The sequence below is a fragment of the Achromobacter sp. GD03932 genome (genome assembly GCF_029839485.1).
GTDB lineage: Bacteria > Pseudomonadota > Gammaproteobacteria > Burkholderiales > Burkholderiaceae_B > Achromobacter > Achromobacter bronchisepticus_A.
The window spans coordinates 184,372-200,719 of record NZ_JAOCAT010000002.1; the positions used below are offsets into that span (position 1 = coordinate 184,372).

At 66.0% G+C, this 16,348-nt stretch carries 17 protein-coding genes; 13 read left to right on the forward strand and 4 right to left on the reverse strand.

The annotated features are described in order from the left end of the window. Nucleotides 1-41 precede the first annotated feature (41 nt). Complete coding sequence (locus tag N5C88_RS02540) at nucleotides 42-974, reverse strand: LysR family transcriptional regulator (RefSeq protein ID WP_251879397.1); 933 nt, start codon at nucleotides 972-974, stop codon at nucleotides 42-44. A 150-nt stretch (nucleotides 975-1,124) separates the two neighbouring features. On the opposite strand from N5C88_RS02540, the gene N5C88_RS02545 reads away from it, so the two are divergent. The 5 genes from N5C88_RS02545 to N5C88_RS02565 all read left to right on the forward strand — a co-directional run bounded on the left by N5C88_RS02545 (nucleotide 1,125) and on the right by N5C88_RS02565 (nucleotide 6,034). Further along, nucleotides 1,125-1,919: an enoyl-CoA hydratase gene (locus tag N5C88_RS02545; protein WP_118932933.1), complete on the forward strand. Its 795-nt coding sequence runs from the start codon at nucleotides 1,125-1,127 to the stop codon at nucleotides 1,917-1,919. Beyond that, nucleotides 1,919-3,055 (forward strand): CoA transferase, encoded by a 1,137-nt coding sequence (locus tag N5C88_RS02550; RefSeq protein WP_059378713.1) that lies wholly within the window; start codon nucleotides 1,919-1,921, stop codon nucleotides 3,053-3,055. The genes N5C88_RS02545 and N5C88_RS02550 overlap by 1 nt, the downstream gene beginning before the upstream one ends. Nucleotides 3,056-3,094: 39 nt before the next feature. Beyond that, nucleotides 3,095-4,006, forward strand: a complete 912-nt coding sequence (locus N5C88_RS02555) for a LysR family transcriptional regulator (RefSeq protein WP_059378714.1) — start codon at nucleotides 3,095-3,097, stop codon at nucleotides 4,004-4,006. Nucleotides 4,007-4,120: 114 nt separating this feature from the next. Then, a complete protein-coding gene (locus tag N5C88_RS02560) occupies nucleotides 4,121-5,113 on the forward strand; it encodes a tripartite tricarboxylate transporter substrate binding protein (protein WP_118932934.1) in 993 nt (330 codons plus the stop codon). Between the two features lie 159 nt (nucleotides 5,114-5,272). Further along, entirely contained in the window at nucleotides 5,273-6,034 is a 762-nt protein-coding gene (locus tag N5C88_RS02565) for a class II aldolase/adducin family protein (RefSeq protein ID WP_059378717.1), read from the forward strand. Between the two features lie 43 nt (nucleotides 6,035-6,077). Here N5C88_RS02565 and N5C88_RS02570 read toward each other — a convergent pair whose 3' ends face one another. Further along, a complete protein-coding gene (locus N5C88_RS02570) occupies nucleotides 6,078-6,587 on the reverse strand; it encodes a DUF1993 domain-containing protein (protein ID WP_059378719.1) in 510 nt (169 codons plus the stop codon). Nucleotides 6,588-6,725: 138 nt separating this feature from the next. On the opposite strand from N5C88_RS02570, the gene N5C88_RS02575 reads away from it, so the two are divergent. From N5C88_RS02575 to N5C88_RS02595, 5 genes are all read left to right on the forward strand, one after another. Beyond that, nucleotides 6,726-7,469 (forward strand): GntR family transcriptional regulator, encoded by a 744-nt coding sequence (locus N5C88_RS02575; protein ID WP_059378721.1) that lies wholly within the window; start codon nucleotides 6,726-6,728, stop codon nucleotides 7,467-7,469. Between the two features lie 10 nt (nucleotides 7,470-7,479). Continuing rightward, on the forward strand, nucleotides 7,480-8,337 hold the full coding sequence (locus tag N5C88_RS02580) for a sulfite exporter TauE/SafE family protein (protein ID WP_280014621.1): 858 nt from the start codon (nucleotides 7,480-7,482) through the stop codon (nucleotides 8,335-8,337). Further along, complete coding sequence (locus tag N5C88_RS02585) at nucleotides 8,334-8,642, forward strand: DUF1634 domain-containing protein (protein ID WP_280014622.1); 309 nt, start codon at nucleotides 8,334-8,336, stop codon at nucleotides 8,640-8,642. The genes N5C88_RS02580 and N5C88_RS02585 overlap by 4 nt, the downstream gene beginning before the upstream one ends. Nucleotides 8,643-8,713: 71 nt before the next feature. Then, complete coding sequence (locus N5C88_RS02590; RefSeq protein WP_059378728.1) at nucleotides 8,714-9,502, forward strand: alpha/beta hydrolase; 789 nt, start codon at nucleotides 8,714-8,716, stop codon at nucleotides 9,500-9,502. A 90-nt stretch (nucleotides 9,503-9,592) separates the two neighbouring features. Then, nucleotides 9,593-10,597 carry a Dyp-type peroxidase gene (locus N5C88_RS02595; RefSeq protein WP_280014623.1) on the forward strand — a complete coding sequence of 335 codons (1,005 nt, stop codon included), beginning with the start codon at nucleotides 9,593-9,595 and terminating at the stop codon, nucleotides 10,595-10,597. Nucleotides 10,598-10,626: 29 nt separating this feature from the next. Here the strand turns inward: N5C88_RS02595 and N5C88_RS02600 are convergent, their stop codons facing one another. Next, nucleotides 10,627-11,403 carry a hypothetical protein gene (locus N5C88_RS02600; protein ID WP_118932937.1) on the reverse strand — a complete coding sequence of 259 codons (777 nt, stop codon included), beginning with the start codon at nucleotides 11,401-11,403 and terminating at the stop codon, nucleotides 10,627-10,629. A 160-nt stretch (nucleotides 11,404-11,563) separates the two neighbouring features. On the opposite strand from N5C88_RS02600, the gene N5C88_RS02605 reads away from it, so the two are divergent. From N5C88_RS02605 to N5C88_RS02615, 3 genes are all read left to right on the forward strand, one after another. Next, nucleotides 11,564-12,613, forward strand: a complete 1,050-nt coding sequence (locus N5C88_RS02605; protein ID WP_280014625.1) for an NADP(H)-dependent aldo-keto reductase — start codon at nucleotides 11,564-11,566, stop codon at nucleotides 12,611-12,613. Nucleotides 12,614-12,804: 191 nt separating this feature from the next. After that, entirely contained in the window at nucleotides 12,805-13,236 is a 432-nt protein-coding gene (locus N5C88_RS02610; RefSeq protein ID WP_059378736.1) for a YciI family protein, read from the forward strand. A 190-nt stretch (nucleotides 13,237-13,426) separates the two neighbouring features. Next, the gene (locus N5C88_RS02615) at nucleotides 13,427-15,538 is read left to right on the forward strand and encodes a TonB-dependent receptor (protein ID WP_280014678.1); all 2,112 of its coding nucleotides are present in this window, start codon (nucleotides 13,427-13,429) and stop codon (nucleotides 15,536-15,538) included. Here N5C88_RS02615 and N5C88_RS02620 read toward each other — a convergent pair. Beyond that, nucleotides 15,528-16,346: a metallophosphoesterase gene (locus N5C88_RS02620; RefSeq protein ID WP_251879408.1), complete on the reverse strand. Its 819-nt coding sequence runs from the start codon at nucleotides 16,344-16,346 to the stop codon at nucleotides 15,528-15,530. The genes N5C88_RS02615 and N5C88_RS02620 overlap by 11 nt on opposite strands. Between the last annotated feature and the right edge of the window lie 2 nt (nucleotides 16,347-16,348).

Sequence of the window (16,348 nt, forward strand, 5' to 3'; positions counted from 1 at the left end):
GGTCCATCATGCAAACAATTGATTAATTATCATGAAGGCATTCAAGAAAGAGATGAATCGCCAGCCGCCGCGGGCTGCCCCTGTTCTGCAAGATGGGCTTCGAAAGCAGCGAGAAATGCGGCCGCGGCGCGCGACAGCCGGTAGTCGGCACGGCGCAGGACGGACAGCTCATGCAGGGTCTGGGGCCGGTCGGCGATGCACAGCGCCTTCAGCCCCATTTCCTGGCAGACATGGCGCACGTAGCCCGGCATGACCGTGATGCCCATGCCGCCGCGGATCATGGCGAAGGCGGTGGTCAGGCTGCCGGTCTGCGCCACGCTGCGCACCGTCAGTCCCTGGTCCTGCAGGATCTGGTCCATCTTGCGGCGCACGGTGTAGGTGCCGCGCAGCAGGATGTGCGGGTAGCGCGCCAGTTGGCGCCAACGCGCCTCTTCGTATAGCGCCAGCGGGTGGTCGGCCGGCACCACGGCATACATGGGGCCGCGGTAGACGACGCGGCAGTCCAGCCGCGGATCCTGGCTTTCCAGCGCCACCAGCCCCAGGTCGGCCTTGCCGTGCAGGACATGCTCGGTGGCCTCGTCGCCGGTGAGTTCGTGCAGGTCGAAGACGATGTTGGGATGACGCGCATGGAATTGCGCCACCACGGGCGCGATCAGCGTGTGCATCATGATGGGCGAGGCCGCGACGGAGACCTCGCCGCGCTCCAGTCCGGCCAGGCTGCTCAGGCTGCGTTCGGCCGCGCGCAGCGATCCGAAGGTTTCCTGCGCGTAGGCATACAGCTCTGCTGCGCCTTCCAGCAGTTCGACGCCACGCGCGGAGCGCTCGAACAGCGCCATGCCTATCGCCTTCTCCAGTTCGGAGCACAGCTTGCTGACGGTGGACTGCGTCAGGTTGAGCGCCTCGGCGGCGCGGGTGAAGTTCTTCAGCTCGTACACGGCGCAAAAGGCCCGGAGCTGGCGCAGCGTGATACCCATGGTGCGACTCCCGCAAGAGGCGGCTATCGTACCCAAGCCGCCAGCGGTTCGGTATTTATTCCATTCCAGACTTATTTCATGAAAATTACTCGTTTGTTGTGATGAAACCTCGCCCTTAGCATCGGTGGCATGACCCTAGCTGGAGTTTCCATGACTGCGCCTATTCCCGCCTTTTCCCATGCCCTCGTGACCCGCGACGCGCGTGGCGTCTATACCCTGCAGATCCACGACGCCAAGAGCCTGAACATCCTGGCCTCGGCGGTCACGCTGAGCCTGACCGAGGCCGCCCGCTGGATTGCGGCCCAGGACGACGCCCGCGCGGTCGTCATCCGCGGCACGGGCGAGCGCGCCTTCGTGGGCGGCGCCAACATCTATGAAATGGCCGAGCTCGATCCGCAAGGCGCGCGCGAGTTCATCACCCGGCTGCGCGACCTGTGCGACGCCGTGGCCGCGATCCCCGTTCCCACGATTGCCCGCATTCCGGGCTTCTGCCTGGGCGCCGGCATGGAGCTGGCCGCGGCCTGCGACATCCGCCTGGGATCGACCGACGCGGTCTTCGGCATGCCCGAAGTGCGCGTGGGCATTCCGTCCGTGATCCATGCCGTGCTGCTGCCGGCCATCATCGGCCCTGGCCCCACCAACTGGCTGCTGTTGACCGGCGAGACCGTGGACGCGGCCCAGGCCCGCCAGTGGGGCTTCCTCGAATTCGTCAGCGAAACCGGCGGGCTGGACGCCCTGGTCGAACGCACCGTGACGCCCATCGCCGAAAGCGGACCGCTCGCCGTGCGCTCGCAGAAGGCGCTGCTGCGCTACTGGAGCGAGTCCAGCGTCGAAGCCGGCCTGGACCGCAGCGTGGCGGCGTTCGGCGAGGCCTTCACCAGCGACGAGCCGCGCCGCTACATGGCGCCCTTCGTCAACCGCAAGAAGCACCAGGAGGCCAAGTAATGGCCGGCCCGCTCGCGGGCGTGCGCGTCATCGACATGACGTCGGTGGCCATGGGGCCGTACGGCACGCAGATCCTGGCAGACATGGGCGCCGAGGTCATCAAGGTCGAGGCGCCCGAAGGCGACGTGTTCCGAACCTCCGCCCCGGCCGCGAGCCCGGGCATGGGGCCGGCCTACCTGAATCTCAACCGCAACAAGTACAGCGTGACGCTGGACGCCAAGACGCCGGCCGACCGCGACAGCCTGCTGCGCCTGATCGACGGCGCCGACGTGTTCGTGTCCAACGTGCGCCCGGCGGCCCTGGCGCGCCTGGGCCTGGACGCGGATACGCTGCGCGCGCGCAACCCGCGCCTGATCCATTGCTCGGCCGTGGGTTTCGGCCAGGACGGCCCCTATGCGGCGCGCCCGGCCTTCGATGACATCATCCAGGCCATGAGCGGCCTGGCCGACCTGCAGGGCCGCAACAGCGGCGCGCCTGCCTACGTCAACACCATCCTCGCCGACAAGGTGGCGGGGCTGACGCTGGCCTACGCCATACCCATGGCGCTGTACGAGCGCGAGCGTTCGGGGCAGGGGCAGGCCGTCGAAGTCCCCATGTTCGAGACCCTGGTGTCCTTCACGCTGATCGAGCACATGAGCGGCCACAGCTTCGTGCCGCCGCGCGGACCCATGGGCTACAGCCGCGTGCTGTCGCCGCAGCGGCGTCCCTACCGCACGCGCGACGGCTACCTGGCGCTGCTGCCATACACCGACGCGCAGTGGCGGCGCTTCTTCGCCCTGGCCGAACGCGCCGACCTGGCGGCGGACGCGCGCTATGTCGACGCGTCCTCGCGCGCGCGGCACTTCGACGAGCTCTATCAGGACCTGGCGGACATTGTCGCCTTGCGCGGCACCGGGGAATGGCTGGCGCTGCTGGCGGACGCGGACATTCCGCATTCGCGCGTGAACACGCCGGAAGCCCTGTTCGAGGATCCGCATTTGAAGGCGACGGGATTTTTCCAACGCGTGGAACATCCGACCGAAGGGCCGCTGATGGCCGCCGGCATCCCGGTGCGCTTCTCGCGCACCCCGGGCGAGATCAGGCGCCAGGCCCCGCGCCAGGACGCCGATCGCGATATGCTCGAGCCTGCGCGCTGAGGCCGGCATGGCCGGCGGCGCCTGGCGGCGACTTCGACCATGAACATCACTCTCAAGCAATTGCGCGTGTTTTGCGCGCTATACGAACTGCGCAGTTTCACGGCGGCCGCGCGCGCGGCCTTCGTGACCCAATCGGCCGTCAGCAAGCTTTGCGCCGAACTCGAGGCCGAGGTCGGCCAGCCGCTGTTCGAGCGCTCCACCCGCAGCGTCACTCCCTGCGACGGCGCGGCGGATTTCTACGCCTACGCCCAGGAAATCCTGGGCACCGTGCGCGCCGCCGAGCGCAGCATGTCCGGCCTGCGCACGCTGGAGCGCGGCACGGTGGGCGTGGCCACTTCGCCGCTGATGATGGTCGGCCTGTTGGGCGAGGTGGTGGCCGACTATCACCGCGCGCATCCCAGCGTGAAGCTGGACCTGTTCGAGCTCTCCACCGACGACACCATCGAGCATGTGCGCAACGGCCGCGCCGACTTCGGCATCGTCTCGGTCGAAACCCCCTCGGAAGAGCTGGCCACGCGAGTCATCTATCGCGACACCATGTACGCGGTGTGCGCGCCGCGCCATGCGCTGACGCGCAAGCGTTCGGTGTCGTGGGCCGACGTGGCCGCTCACGATCACATCATGCTGCGCAACGTGTACAGCGTGCGGCGCAGCCTGGACCGCGTGGCGGCCGACCTGAACCTGGAGTTCCGCTACCGCATCGAGGCCGGCATGCTGACCTCGGCGCTGAAGCTGGTCGGCGCGGGACTGGGGATAACGGTCGTGCCCGGCTATGCCTGCGACCTGGCGCGGCAGCTGGGCCTGCGCATCCTCGCCATCGACGGCGCGCGCAAGCACGGACATGAACTCTGGCTGATCCAGCGGCGCAACGCGCGGCTGTCGCTGGCGGCTTCGGCCTTCCTGCAGGCGACCGAGGAATATCTGCGGCAGCGTCAGGCTTCAGAGAATTAATCCTGGTTTGGAATAAGTCTATGAAAATTAGTCCCTTGTTGGGATAAGCGGGTCGCAAGCATCATACGGTCAGAGTTCAAGAGGCCGACCCGCGGCCCCTCACAGGAGACAAGCATGATCCGACCGTTCGGCGTCCGCCGCCGCCTGCTGGCCGCCGGCAGCCTCACCGTCCTGACCGCCCTTGCGGGCGCGCTGCCGTCCACCGCGCTGGCGCAGGGCGCGTATCCCGACAAGCCCATCACCATCGTCGTGCCGTTCTCGCCGGGCAGCGCCACCGACACCAGCGCGCGCATCATCGCGGAGAAGCTCGGTCCGCGCTTGAACGTGCCCGTCGTCATCGAGAACAAGCCCGGCGCGTCCGGCACCATCGGCGCCTCGTTCGTCGCGCGCGCCCAGCCCGACGGCTACACGCTGATCCTCACCAGCAGCTCGACGCACTCGGCCACGCCGGCGCTGTTCCGCAAGCTGCCGTTCGATCCCACCGGCGATTTCACCCACGTCGTGCGTATCGCGACCATCCCGATGATGCTGGTGGTGCGCGAGGACGCGCCCTACAAGTCGCTGCAGGAACTGGTCAAGGCCACGCAGGCCAAGCCCCTGAACTACGCGTATGGTTCGCCGACCAGCCAGATCGCCGGCGCCACCTTCAACACCGTGGCGGGCGCCGCGGCCAACGGCGTGCCGTACAAGAGCCAGCCGCCGGCGGTGACCGACCTGCTGGGCGGCCACGTCGACTATCTGTTCGCCGACCTCTCTGTCGTGACCTCGTTCATGCAGGCAGGCAAGCTGCGCGGACTGGCCTACACGGGCCATGAACGCGCCAAGGAATTCCCCAGCGTGCCGACGCTGGCCGAACTGGGCTACCAGAAGTTCGACCTGGTCGTGTGGGTCGGCGTGGCCGTGCCGGCCAAGACGCCCGACGCCATCGTGCAGAAGCTGAACCAGGAAGTCGCCGCCATCCTGCGCGAGCCGGACGTGCTGCAACGCTTCGAATCCCTGGGCATGCAGGTCTCGCCCAACACCGTGGCCGAGCACCAGGCCTTCGCACAGTCGCAGCGCCAGGTCTGGACCCAGCGCGCGGTCGACGCGAAGATCGAACCGCAGTAAGCGGCGGGAAACGAGGAGGGCGCCCGGGTGGGCGCTTTTTTCATGGGGCGCGGTGACCGCTCCCTGGCCGCGTCCCGTGCTTGCCGCCACCAAAACGAATAAAGTGCCAGACAGTGTCCGCCCCATCACGGCGGGCAATCATCAAAACACGGAGACGACATGGATACCGTAGGCAAGGGCGCCAGCGTGCGCGAACAGGTCAGCGCAACGGAATGGGAGGTCCGCAAGGATCTGGCGGCGCTATATCGGTTGGTGGCGCTGTTCGGCTGGGACGATCTGATCTTCACCCATATCACGGCCAAGGTGCCGGGGACCGAACATTTCCTGATCAACCCCTACGGCATGATGTTCGACGAAATCACGGCATCGAGCCTGGTCAAGATCGACCTGGACGGACGCAAGGTGATGGAGTCGGAGTACGACATCAATCCCGCCGGTTTCACCATCCATAGCTGTATCCACGCGGCCCGCAAGGACGCGATGTGCGTGCTGCATACGCATTCCATCAACGGCGTGGCGGTGTCGGCGCAGAAGGCCGGGCTGTTGCCGTTGTCGCAGTTCGCGTTCATCGTGCTGCGGTCGCTCGGCTACCACGACTACGAAGGCCTGGCGCTCAATCCCGAGGAACAGCCGCGCCTGGTGCGGGACCTGGGCAGCAACACCTATCTCATCCTGCGCAACCATGGCCTGTTGACCGTGGGGCAAAGCATGGCCGAAGCCTTCCAGGCCATGCACCGGCTGGAGGCCGCCTGCATGGTGCAGGTGCGGGCCCAGGCCGGCGGCGAACTGACCTACATCCCGCCCGACATCCTGAAGAACGCCACGGTGGAATCGCAGGCCGACCGCGCGCACAAGGCCATGCTGGCCTGGCCGGGACTGCTGCGCCGCCTGGACCGCCGCAACCCGGGCTACGCGGAGTAGCAGCCGGGCGCGGGCCCCAAAGGATGGGGCCCGCTGAAACGGATCAGTACTTGCCCATGTAATCGCGCTTGCCGATTTCCACGCCGTTGTGGCGCAGGATGTCGTAGGCCGTGGTCACGTGGAAGAAGAACTGCGGCAGCCCATAGTGCAGCAGATAGGCGCTGCCGCTCAGCTTCTTTTCCTTGGGCGTGCCCGGGCGCAGCACGATTTCGCGCGCTTCGCTTTGCGCGAATTGTTCGGGGCTGAACGAACCCAGGTGTTCCAGCGTCTTGGCGATCAAGGCTTGCAGGCCCGCGAAGCTGGTTTCGCTATCAGGCCACGAAGGCACTTCCGCGCCAGCCAGGCGCGAGGCGATGCCCTTGGCGAAATCCGCAGCGATCTGCACCTGGCGCGCCAGCGGGAACATGTCGGGGAACAGGCGGGCGCCCAGGTAGGCGTCCGCATCGATGTTCTTCTCCGTGGCGTGGGCTTCCGCTTTCTTCAGCACGTCGGACAGGGCCGACAGCATTTGCGTCAGGACGGGAACGGAGGCGCTGTGCATGAAATTGCTCATATCGTGTCTCGCTTGAGAGTGGGCGCCGGCGCGGGAGGCGCCGGGCAGGCTTGCGAAGACTACCAGTTGCCGGCGTCGTCATCCGTAACGCGTCTTGATGCTTTAGTCATCATGACATCATGATGTTATGATGGCTTCATGAAAAACGACGCCGAATATGCTCCTCTTTATGCCCGGGTGGAAATGGCCTTGGCCGCGGAAATCTCGTCCGGCAGCCTGTCGCCTGGCGACCGGCTGCCGACGGAAGACCAGCTGATCGAGCGCTTCGCGGTCAGCCGCAGCACGGTGCGCAAGGCGGTGGAAAACCTGGTCGCGCGCGGGCTGGCGGAGATCCGGCGCGGCAAAGGCACGTTCGTCACGGAACCCAAGCTGACGCAGACGCTGACGGCCCTGAGCGGATTTGTCGAGGACATGACCGCGCTCGGCCGCCGGGCGACGGCACGCCTGCTGGACAAGCGGCCGGTGCCGGCCACGGAAGACGTCGCGCGCCAACTGGGCGTGGCGCGCGGCGCGATGGTCTATCGCATCGAGCGCGTGCGGCTGGCGGACGGCGTGGCCATGTCGTTCGATGAAACCTATCTGCCGCTGGACGTGGGCGAAAAAGTCGCCAGCAACGACCTGGAGGCCGAGCCCATCTTCGACCTGCTGGAGCTGCGCTACGACCTGCCTCTGATCGAGGCCGAGTACCAGCTGGAAGCGGTCACGGCGGACGAACGCGTCGCGCAGGCGCTGGGCGTCGCGGCGGGAAGCCCGATTTTCCTCATCGAGCGCACGTCCTACACCGAGGCGCAGCGGCCGGTGGACTACGAAAAGCTTTACTACCGCGGCGACCTGATCCGCTTCAGCACCCGGCTGTCGCGCCAGCCGCGCAAGCCGACCTGAACCGGCGGCCATGGAGACCTCGACGATCTTCTGGCTGTTCGCCGCCGCCTTCGGCGCCAGCGCGCTGGGCGGGGTGCTGGGGATGGCCAGCGGCATCTTCATCGTGCCCATCCTGACGTTGCTGTTCGGCGTGGACATCCATGTGGCCATCGGGGCCAGCATCATCTCGGTAATCGCCTGTTCCTGCGGCAGCGCCGCGCCGTTCCTGAAAGAGCGGCTGACCAACGTCAGGCTGGCCATCGTCCTGGAAACGGCCACCACGCTGGGGGCGCTGACCGGCGTGTTCCTTATCGGCATCGTCTCGACCGGATTTCTCTACGGCCTGTTCGCGGTCATCCTGGCGCTGTCCGCGCAGCAGATGCTGGCGCGCCGGCGCGAGGCCGTCGCCAGCCCGCCAGGCGCCGCCAGCTGGGCCACCGCGCTGCGCCTGCACGCAAGCTTTCCCGACCGCGCGCTGGGCCGCGAGGTGCACTACCAGGTGGACCGGGTGCCGTTGGGCTTGTCGCTGATGTATGGCGCGGGCCTGATTTCGGCCTTGCTCGGCATAGGCTCGGGCGTGCTCAAGATCCCGGCCATGGACGCCGCGCTGAAGCTGCCCATCAAGGTCTCGTCGGCGACTTCCAATTTCATGATCGGCGTGACCGCCGCCGCCAGCGCGGGCGCCTATTTCGTGCGCGGCGACATCGACATCGGCATCGCCGGACCGGTCGCGCTGGGCTCGGTCGCGGGCGCCTTGCTCGGCGCCCGCCTGCTGATGGGCCTGCCGGCGGACAAGCTGCGGCTCTTCTTCGTGATCGTGCTGTCCTTGCTGGCGGTGCAGATGCTGCTGAGCGCGTTGGGCGTGCATATTCCGGGAGGCCCGGCATGACGCAGGCGGCGGACAAACAGGCGCGGCGCGACCGCGTCATCGCCGGCTTGCTGTGGTACGGAACCTGGCTCGCCTCGGCCCTCATCGCCGCCGGCATGGCTGTGGATTTCCTGTTGCCCGCGCATGGCAGCCTGCGGGATCTTGAACTCGTCAAGGCCGGGGTGGCCCTGTTCATCGTGCTGCCGGTGGCGCGGGTGGCGCTGATGCTGGCCATCTTCCTGCGCGAGCGCGACTACGCCTACACGGCGATTTCCGCGCTGGTCCTGCTTATCATCGCCGCAGGCGTCGTGTCCGGACTGCGGTGAGGCTGCCGGCTTTCCTATAATCGGAGCGCGGTGCGGTGGCGCATCGCCGCATACTTTCGCCAGGACTTTTCATGCTTGCCATTACCAGCCAGGATGTCTACGTGCACACCAGCCAGGGCCGCCTTTTCGCGCGGCGCTGGGACCCCGCCGGGGAGGCCGCCGCCGCAGCGCCCATCGTGCTGTTCCATGATTCGCTGGGTTGCGTGGAGTTGTGGCGGGATTTTCCCGAACAACTGGCGCAGGCCACCGGGCGCAGCGTCATCGCCTATGACCGCTTGGGCTTTGGCCGCTCCGATCCCAATACCGCCGTGTTCGAACCCGGCTTTGTGCAAGACGAAGCGCAGGACGGATTCCGCAGCCTGCGCGCAGCGCTGGGCGTCGGCCCCTATGTGGGGTTCGGTCACAGCGTGGGCGGCGGCATGGCCGTCTGCAGCGCTGGCGTGTACGCAGAAGATTGCCGGGCGCTGATCACCGAGTCCGCGCAGATGTTTGCCGAAGACCGCACGCTGGAAGGCATCCGGGCCGCCAAGCGGAACTTCGCCGAACCCGGCCAGCTGGACCGCCTGAAGAAGTACCACGGCGAGAAAGCCGAATGGGTGCTGGGCGCGTGGATCAACACCTGGCTGTCGCCCGAGTTTGCCGCCTGGAACCTGGACGAGCAATTGCGCCAGGTGCGTTGCCCCGTGCTTGCCCTGCATGGCGAAATCGACGAGTACGGTTCCCCCAAGCACCAGGAAAAGATCGCGGCGCTGGCCGGCGGCCGCCCCGTGCTGCTGGAGAACTGCGGGCATGTACCGCACCGCGAGCAAAGCCGCATCGTGCTGGATGTGGTGAGCGAGTGGTTGAGGGCGGTGCCGTAACCAATCGGGTGCGCCCATACACAGTCCGCGCTTAGAATCAGACTAGCCCTTCCGCGCCGCCGCGCTCGCATTCTTGAGGTCCCCGATCCGATGTCTGACCGTCAACCTGTATCCCAAGCCGTCCACAACACGACTACCCGCCACGCGATTTTCATTGTGGCCACGCTCAACGAGGGCGCCGCCGCCGCCGAAACCGTGCGCGGCTGGTGCGCCGATGTCGGCGGCCTCGTCCGCACCGTGGGCACGCGCGCGCCCGAGCAGAATCTTTCCTGTGTCACCGCCTTCGGCTCCAAGGCCTGGGACACGCTTTTCGGCGCGCCGCGCCCCACCGCGCTGCATCCTTTCCGCGAGTTCGGTTCGGGCGAACGACTGGCCGTCGCGACGCCGGGTGACCTGCTGCTGCATATCCGCGCCGACTCGATGGATTTCTGTTTCGAACTGGCCACCTTGCTGCTGGGCGGCCTGGGCGATGCCGTGACGGTCGTGGATGAAGTCCACGGCTTTCGCTATTTCGACCGGCGCGCCATCATCGGCTTCGTGGACGGGACCGAGAATCCGGAAGGGCAGGAGGCGGTCGACTTCACCGTCATCGGCGACGAAGATGCCGAGTTCGCCGGCGGCAGCTACGTGCTGGTGCAGAAGTACCTGCACGACATGAAGGCCTGGAATGCGCTGACGGTCGAAGGCCAGGAAGGGGTCATCGGCCGCCACAAGTGGTCCAACGTGGAACTCGACGACGACATCAAGCCCTCGTCCTCGCACAGCGCCCTGACGACCATCGAGGAAAACGGCCAGGAACTGAAAATCCTGCGCGACAACATGCCGTTCGGCCGGCCGGGATCCGGGGAATTCGGCACCTACTTCATCGGCTACGCGCGTTCGCCGCGTCCCATCGAGCTGATGCTGGAGAACATGTTCGTGGGACGTCCGCCCGGCAATTACGACCGCCTGCTCGACTTCAGCCACGCGGTCACGGGCGGCCTGTTCTTCGTGCCGTCGTCAGAGTTGCTGGAAGCGCTTGCCGAGCGCAGCCCGGCGGCCTGTGCGGACGCGGGCGAGCCTGCGGCCGCTGCCCTGGCCAGCAAGGCGAACTGAAGCTCCAGAGCCTGGAGCAGGGGCGCTGCCTACCGCTCCTGCTCCAGCGTCGCCTTCATCCGCACCATGCTTTCCTGGCTGACCATGATGACGCCGCTGGCTGGCTGGTCGATGTCCAGGATGAAGGTCAGCACCAGGGAAATCAGCGTGGCGAACAGGCCGGTCGAGATCAGCCGCCTGCGCTTGTGCAACCCCGTGCCGTAGGCGATGAAACCCATTGCGCCGCCGGTGACGATGAAGAGCAGATAGAAGACGGGCTCGGGCACGTGGTTTTCCAGCGCGACGCGGCGCTTTTCGTTGACCTGCGCCATTTCGTTGATAGCCTGGATGAACATGACCGTGGATATCGAGGGCGGGTTCTCCAGGACGCTCGCAGCCGTGCTCCGGATCTGGCGCTCGATGCGCCGCGAGGCCGCGCCGGCTGCCGCCAGGCGCTCCTTGTCATTGTCGGCGTCGCTGAACTCCAGCGCCGTCGTCGTGTACTCCAGCAAGAGCTTGGCGATGGGTTCGCGCGCGGCCGCAGGCAGCAGCTGCGAGCGCCAGTAGGCATTGCCGATGGCGTTGGCCTCTTCCAGCACCAGGTTCTTGCGCGTCTCGAAACGCGTCACCGACATCGCGAAGGTAAAGCCCAGCAGCAGCGCCAACAGGCCCAGCAAGGCGGTCTGGAGCGCGCCGATATGGGTCTTGGCGGCGTCGTCGGATGCGCGGCGGCGCTTGCGCCCCAACCGGAAGCCCAGCTCGATGATGGCCAGGCAAACGATGACGCAGATGAAAAACACGTAGGTTTCATCAATTTCGCGCAGCACGTTGATTTCCGGTGGTTATTTGCGGATAGAGGGTATGCCGAGTGCGGCGCGGCGGGCAAGGGGCGAATAACCCGCAGCCGCGGAACCTTGCCAGGTATTTGAAAAGCGTCTTGGAGTAAGGTGTCGCTTCCCTTGTAAGCGACACAGCACGGAGCAGAAATTGAAATACCGCAAACTCGGCCGTACCGACCTGGATGTCAGCCTGATCGGACTGGGCACCATGACCTGGGGCGAGCAGAACACCGAAGCCGAGGCGCACCAGCAGCTCGACTACGCCCTGGAGCGTGGCATCAATCTGGTTGACGTCGCCGAAATGTATCCCGTGCCGCCCAAGCCCGAAACGCAGGGCCTGACCGAAACCTATATCGGCACCTGGCTGGCGCGCAGCAAGCGCCGCCAGGACATCGTGCTGGCCAGCAAGGTGGCGGGCCCCGTGCGCGACGCGAAGCGCCCCGGCCACATCCGCGACGGCAAGACCCACCTGGACCGCAAGAACCTCACCGCGGCGCTGGACGCCAGCCTGAAGCGCCTGCAGACGGACTACCTGGACCTGTATCAGCTGCATTGGCCCGACCGCACGACGGCCACCTTCGGCAAGCTGTCCTATCCCTGGGTCCAGGACGAATACACCGTGCCGATCGAGGAAACCCTGGAAGTGCTGCAGGACTTCGTGCGGGCCGGCAAGGTGCGCCACATTGGCGTGTCCAATGAAACGCCCTGGGGCGTGGGGCAGTTCCTGCGTCATGCCGAGAACAAGGGCTTGCCGCGTATTGCAACCATCCAGAACGCCTACAGCCTGCTGAACCGCGTCTACGAGATCGGTTTGTCCGAGTACTCGCACCACGAAGGCGTGGGCTTGCTGGCCTACTCGCCGCTGGCGATGGGCGTGCTTTGCGGCAAGTATCTGGACGGCGCGCGCCCGGCCGGCGCCCGCCTGACGCTCTATACGCGCTTCACCCGCTACAGCAACGAGCAGGCCGAGGCCGCCACCCGCGCCTACGTCGAGCTGGCGCGCGCGCACGGCATTTCGCCCACGCACCTGGCGCTGGCCTGGGTCAACCAGCGCCCCTTCGTCACCAGCAACCTGATCGGCGCCACCACGCTGGAACAGCTGAAGGAGAACATCGACAGCGTGGACGTGACCCTCTCGACCGAGGCGCTGGAGGCAATCGATAAGATCCACGCGCGCCAGCCGAATCCCGCCCCGTGATGCGCTGACCGCCCCGTCCGCCATGGCGGCCAGAACCCATGACGCTTTCCGGGGCGTCATGGGTTTTTTCATGGAGGATGCCGATCCGGCCACGGATACACTTTTTTTCCTGGCGGCTGTCGATTTCGTATGGCGCGGTTCGTCGTGTCGATGGAGCATGCAAGTTCCACCATCCACACAAGGAGACCGAGATGCGATTCATGGTTCAAGTCAGGGCCACCGCCGATAGCGAGGCAGGGGTAATGCCCACCCAGCAACTGCTGGCCGACATGGGGCGGTACAACGAGGAGCTGGTCAAGGCGGGCGTGATGCTGGCGGGCGACGGCCTGAAACCCAGCTCCAAGGGCGCGCGGGTGCATTTTTCCGGCAGCAGCCGGCAGGTGATAGACGGCCCCTTCGCGGAAACCAAGGAGCTGATCGCCGGCTACTGGCTCTGGGAGTGCGCCTCGCTGCAGGAGGCGATCGAATGGGTCAAGCGCTGCCCCAATCCGATGCCCGGCCCGTCCGATATCGAGATCCGTCCGCTGTACGAGGCCGATGACTTCGGCGAGGAGTTCACGGCGGAGCTGCGCGCCCAGGAGGAGCGGCTGCGCGATCAGTTGGAGAAAGCGTCCAAGCAGTGAACCGCAGGGCCAGAGCGGCATGGGGAAAGTTCGCAGTTGATAATATAATTGCGAATCAGTCTTATTTATAAGAAATTGCCATTTCTTCCCCTCCCGCTCTGGAGAATTCAACGTGGTCCGTCCCGCTTCCGCCAGGAAGTGCCGCGCGCGCAAGCACGCGCGGCATGCAGTTGCGCCCTATGCCCTAGCCCTGACCCTGGGCATCGTTCATTCCGCGGGCGTCCATGCCCAGGGCGCCACGGCGCCGCCGCCCAAGGACGCGGGGGATGCGCAAGGCGTGGCTCAGTTGCCGGCGGTGACCGTCAACGCGACCTCGGTGGACGACACGCTGGAACCTCTGTCCGCGCCGGTGAACAGCGGGGCGTTGGGCAACCGCAGCCAGCTGGAGACGCCGTTTTCCACGACCGTGGTCACTGCCGCGGATATCGAGGAGCGGCAGGTCAACAAGCTGGGCGACGTGTTCGCCCTGGACGCATCCGTCACCGACAACAGCGCCTCCTATGGGGCCTGGGCAAGCTACTTGAGCGTACGCGGCCTGCCGCTGGATTGGCAGAATTCCTACCGCATCGACGGCAAGCCCTTCCTTAGCTACGTCACGACCTTGCCTTACGAGCACTTCGAGCAGATCGACCTGCTCAAGGGCGCATCCGGTTTCATGTACGGCTTCGGATCGCCGGGCGGCTTGATCAACTACGTCACCAAGAAGCCGACCGACGAGCCGGTGCGCAGCATCGAACTGGGTTATGTGTCCAAGGGACTTTTGCGCGAACACGTCGACCTGGGCGGACGCGTGGGCGGCGACGGCCGGTTCGGCTATCGCCTGAACGCCACGCACGAAGAAGGCAATACCTACAACGGCGGCTCGTTGTACCGGGATTCGGTGTCGCTGGCGCTGGACGCCCGCCTGACCGACAAGCTGAGCTGGGACTTCCAGTCCATCTACCAGAACCGCAAGGCGATCGGCCAGGAGCCGACCATCTACGCCGGGCAGATGGCGGGCTCGGAGCTGCCGTCGCCGGTGCGCAACGACAACGGCAGGATGGTGGGCGAGGGGCCGTATGCGGACAATAAATTCCGCTTCTACTCGACCGGACTGAAGTACCAGCTGTCTTCCGATTGGTCGGTGCGCACCGACTACAGCTACAGCTCCACCCGTACCCGGCGCAATGAATCGGTGCTGTTCCTGCAGAACCAGGCGGGCGACTACCAGGACTACCGCTCGGACTACGGCGAGGCCTATGCCTATAACCAATGGCAAGGCATGCTCGAAGGCCGGTTCAGCACCGGCCCGCTGAAACACCTGGTGGTGGCGGGCGCGTCGTGGCAAAAGCAGAAGAACGACTACAGCGTCGACGGCGTGTACCAGCTGCAAGGCACGGGCAACCTGCGCACTCAGAACACCAACACCTATTACAGCCAGGGCGGCCTGGATCTGTACCGCGCCGCCGAGATCACGCAGAAGGCGCTGTTCGCGAGCGACACCATCGATCTGACCGGCGGCTGGTCCGTGCTGGGCGGCCTGCGCTACACCGACTACGAACAGGTCGGCTTCAATGCGGCGGGCGCGCGCAATTCGCGCTACGACAAGAACGGCGTGCTGACGCCGACGGTGGCGCTGATGTACAACATCACGCCGCAGACCATGGCCTATGCCAGCTACATCGAGTCGCTGGAGCCGGGTTCGTCGGTGGGCAATACCTACGCCAACTTCGGCGCGCTGCTGGACCCGCTCAAGAGCAAGCAGTATGAACTGGGCATCAAGACCAACCAGGACGGCTGGGCCGCCACGGCGGCGCTGTTCCGCATCGAGAAGAAGGCGGAATACACCAACGCCGCCAACGAGCTGGTGCAGGACGGCAAGTCGATCTACCAAGGCCTGGAACTGGGCGCCTCCACGCGCATTGCGACGAACTGGAACGTGGGCGGCAGCCTGATGTTCCTGGACTCGGAATACAAGAAGGGCTCCAGCTTCACCGGCAACCGCGTCGCGGGCGCGCCCAAGTTCGTCGCCGCCGCCCAGGTTGCGTATTCGGTGCCGCAATTGCCGGGCCTTAAGCTCAGGGCCGACGTGAAGTACACCGGCAGCACCATGTTGGGCGCTTCGAACGCGGTCCAGGTACCCGACTACGCCATCGTCAACATCGGCGCCACCTACGACACGCGCATCTACGGCTACGAAACCACGTTCCGCGCGGGCATCAACAATCTGGCCGACAAGCGTTACTGGCTATACCAGTCGCCGGACTACGTGAAGGCGGGCGACCCGCGCACCTATGCCTTGAGCGCCAGCCTCAAGTTCTAGGCGCCGTCACGTCCCACAGGCGGTCAGGCGCAAAGTCCTGCTGTTCGCCCTTCTTGGCGTAGCCCAGCGGATTGGCCACGATGCGGCAGCCATTCTTCACATAGTCCTGCGGACAGTGGAGATGGCCGTGCATCCAGACGTCGGCCAGGGGCAGCAGGGCGTCCAGCGCATTGCAGAACCCCGCTGTGCCGGGGGTGACGCCGTAACGCGGATCCGCGCTCGCCAAGGTGGGGGCGAAGTGGGTAATGGCCACGGTGGGGCCGTCGTGCGGCGTGCGCAGTGCGTCTTGCAGCCATTGCTGGCAGAGCAGCCCCTGTTCGCGCATCTGCTCGGCCATGAAGGGCGCGCCGTTGCGGCGCATCTCGGCCTTTTCCAGATAGAAGTCCGCCGCGCGGAAAGCTTTTTCGCGCTTCTTCAATGCCCCGCCAACGGTGTCGCCGGGCGCGGCCAGCGCGTCGAAGTCCGTCCACAGCGTGGTGCCGACAAAGCGCACGCCATCGATGACCAGCGTCTCGCGCTCCAGCCAGTGGATGCCGAGTTCGCCGCAAAGCTCGCGCAGCCGCGCGTGGGTCTCATCGAAATCGACGTTGTCGTATTCGTGATTGCCGGGGACATAGACCACGGGCGTGGGCCAGCCCTTGTTCGGCGCATAGCTGCCCAGGCCGAAGTCGTCGCCGGTCATGAGCGAGCCGCGGCGGTACGAGCCGACGTCTCCGGCCAGCACCAGCAGATCGGCGCCGGGCGCGGGCCGGGCCAGGAAATCAGGATCGGTTTCAAGGTGCAGGTCGGAGAGCAATTGGATCTTCATAG

Bases quoted from the DNA above. Each gene is read 5' to 3' on its own strand.
- N5C88_RS02540 (WP_251879397.1), bottom strand. From the start codon at position 974: ATGGGTATCACGCTGCGCCAGCTCCGGGCCTTTTGCGCCGTGTACGAG.
- N5C88_RS02545 (WP_118932933.1), top strand. From the start codon at position 1,125: ATGACTGCGCCTATTCCCGCCTTTTCCCATGCCCTCGTGACCCGCGAC.
- N5C88_RS02550 (WP_059378713.1), top strand. From the start codon at position 1,919: ATGGCCGGCCCGCTCGCGGGCGTGCGCGTCATCGACATGACGTCGGTG.
- N5C88_RS02555 (WP_059378714.1), top strand. From the start codon at position 3,095: ATGAACATCACTCTCAAGCAATTGCGCGTGTTTTGCGCGCTATACGAA.
- N5C88_RS02560 (WP_118932934.1), top strand. From the start codon at position 4,121: ATGATCCGACCGTTCGGCGTCCGCCGCCGCCTGCTGGCCGCCGGCAGC.
- N5C88_RS02565 (WP_059378717.1), top strand. From the start codon at position 5,273: ATGGATACCGTAGGCAAGGGCGCCAGCGTGCGCGAACAGGTCAGCGCA.
- N5C88_RS02570 (WP_059378719.1), bottom strand. From the start codon at position 6,587: ATGAGCAATTTCATGCACAGCGCCTCCGTTCCCGTCCTGACGCAAATG.
- N5C88_RS02575 (WP_059378721.1), top strand. From the start codon at position 6,726: ATGAAAAACGACGCCGAATATGCTCCTCTTTATGCCCGGGTGGAAATG.
- N5C88_RS02580 (WP_280014621.1), top strand. From the start codon at position 7,480: ATGGAGACCTCGACGATCTTCTGGCTGTTCGCCGCCGCCTTCGGCGCC.
- N5C88_RS02585 (WP_280014622.1), top strand. From the start codon at position 8,334: ATGACGCAGGCGGCGGACAAACAGGCGCGGCGCGACCGCGTCATCGCC.
- N5C88_RS02590 (WP_059378728.1), top strand. From the start codon at position 8,714: ATGCTTGCCATTACCAGCCAGGATGTCTACGTGCACACCAGCCAGGGC.
- N5C88_RS02595 (WP_280014623.1), top strand. From the start codon at position 9,593: ATGTCTGACCGTCAACCTGTATCCCAAGCCGTCCACAACACGACTACC.
- N5C88_RS02610 (WP_059378736.1), top strand. From the start codon at position 12,805: ATGCGATTCATGGTTCAAGTCAGGGCCACCGCCGATAGCGAGGCAGGG.
- N5C88_RS02620 (WP_251879408.1), bottom strand. From the start codon at position 16,346: ATGAAGATCCAATTGCTCTCCGACCTGCACCTTGAAACCGATCCTGAT.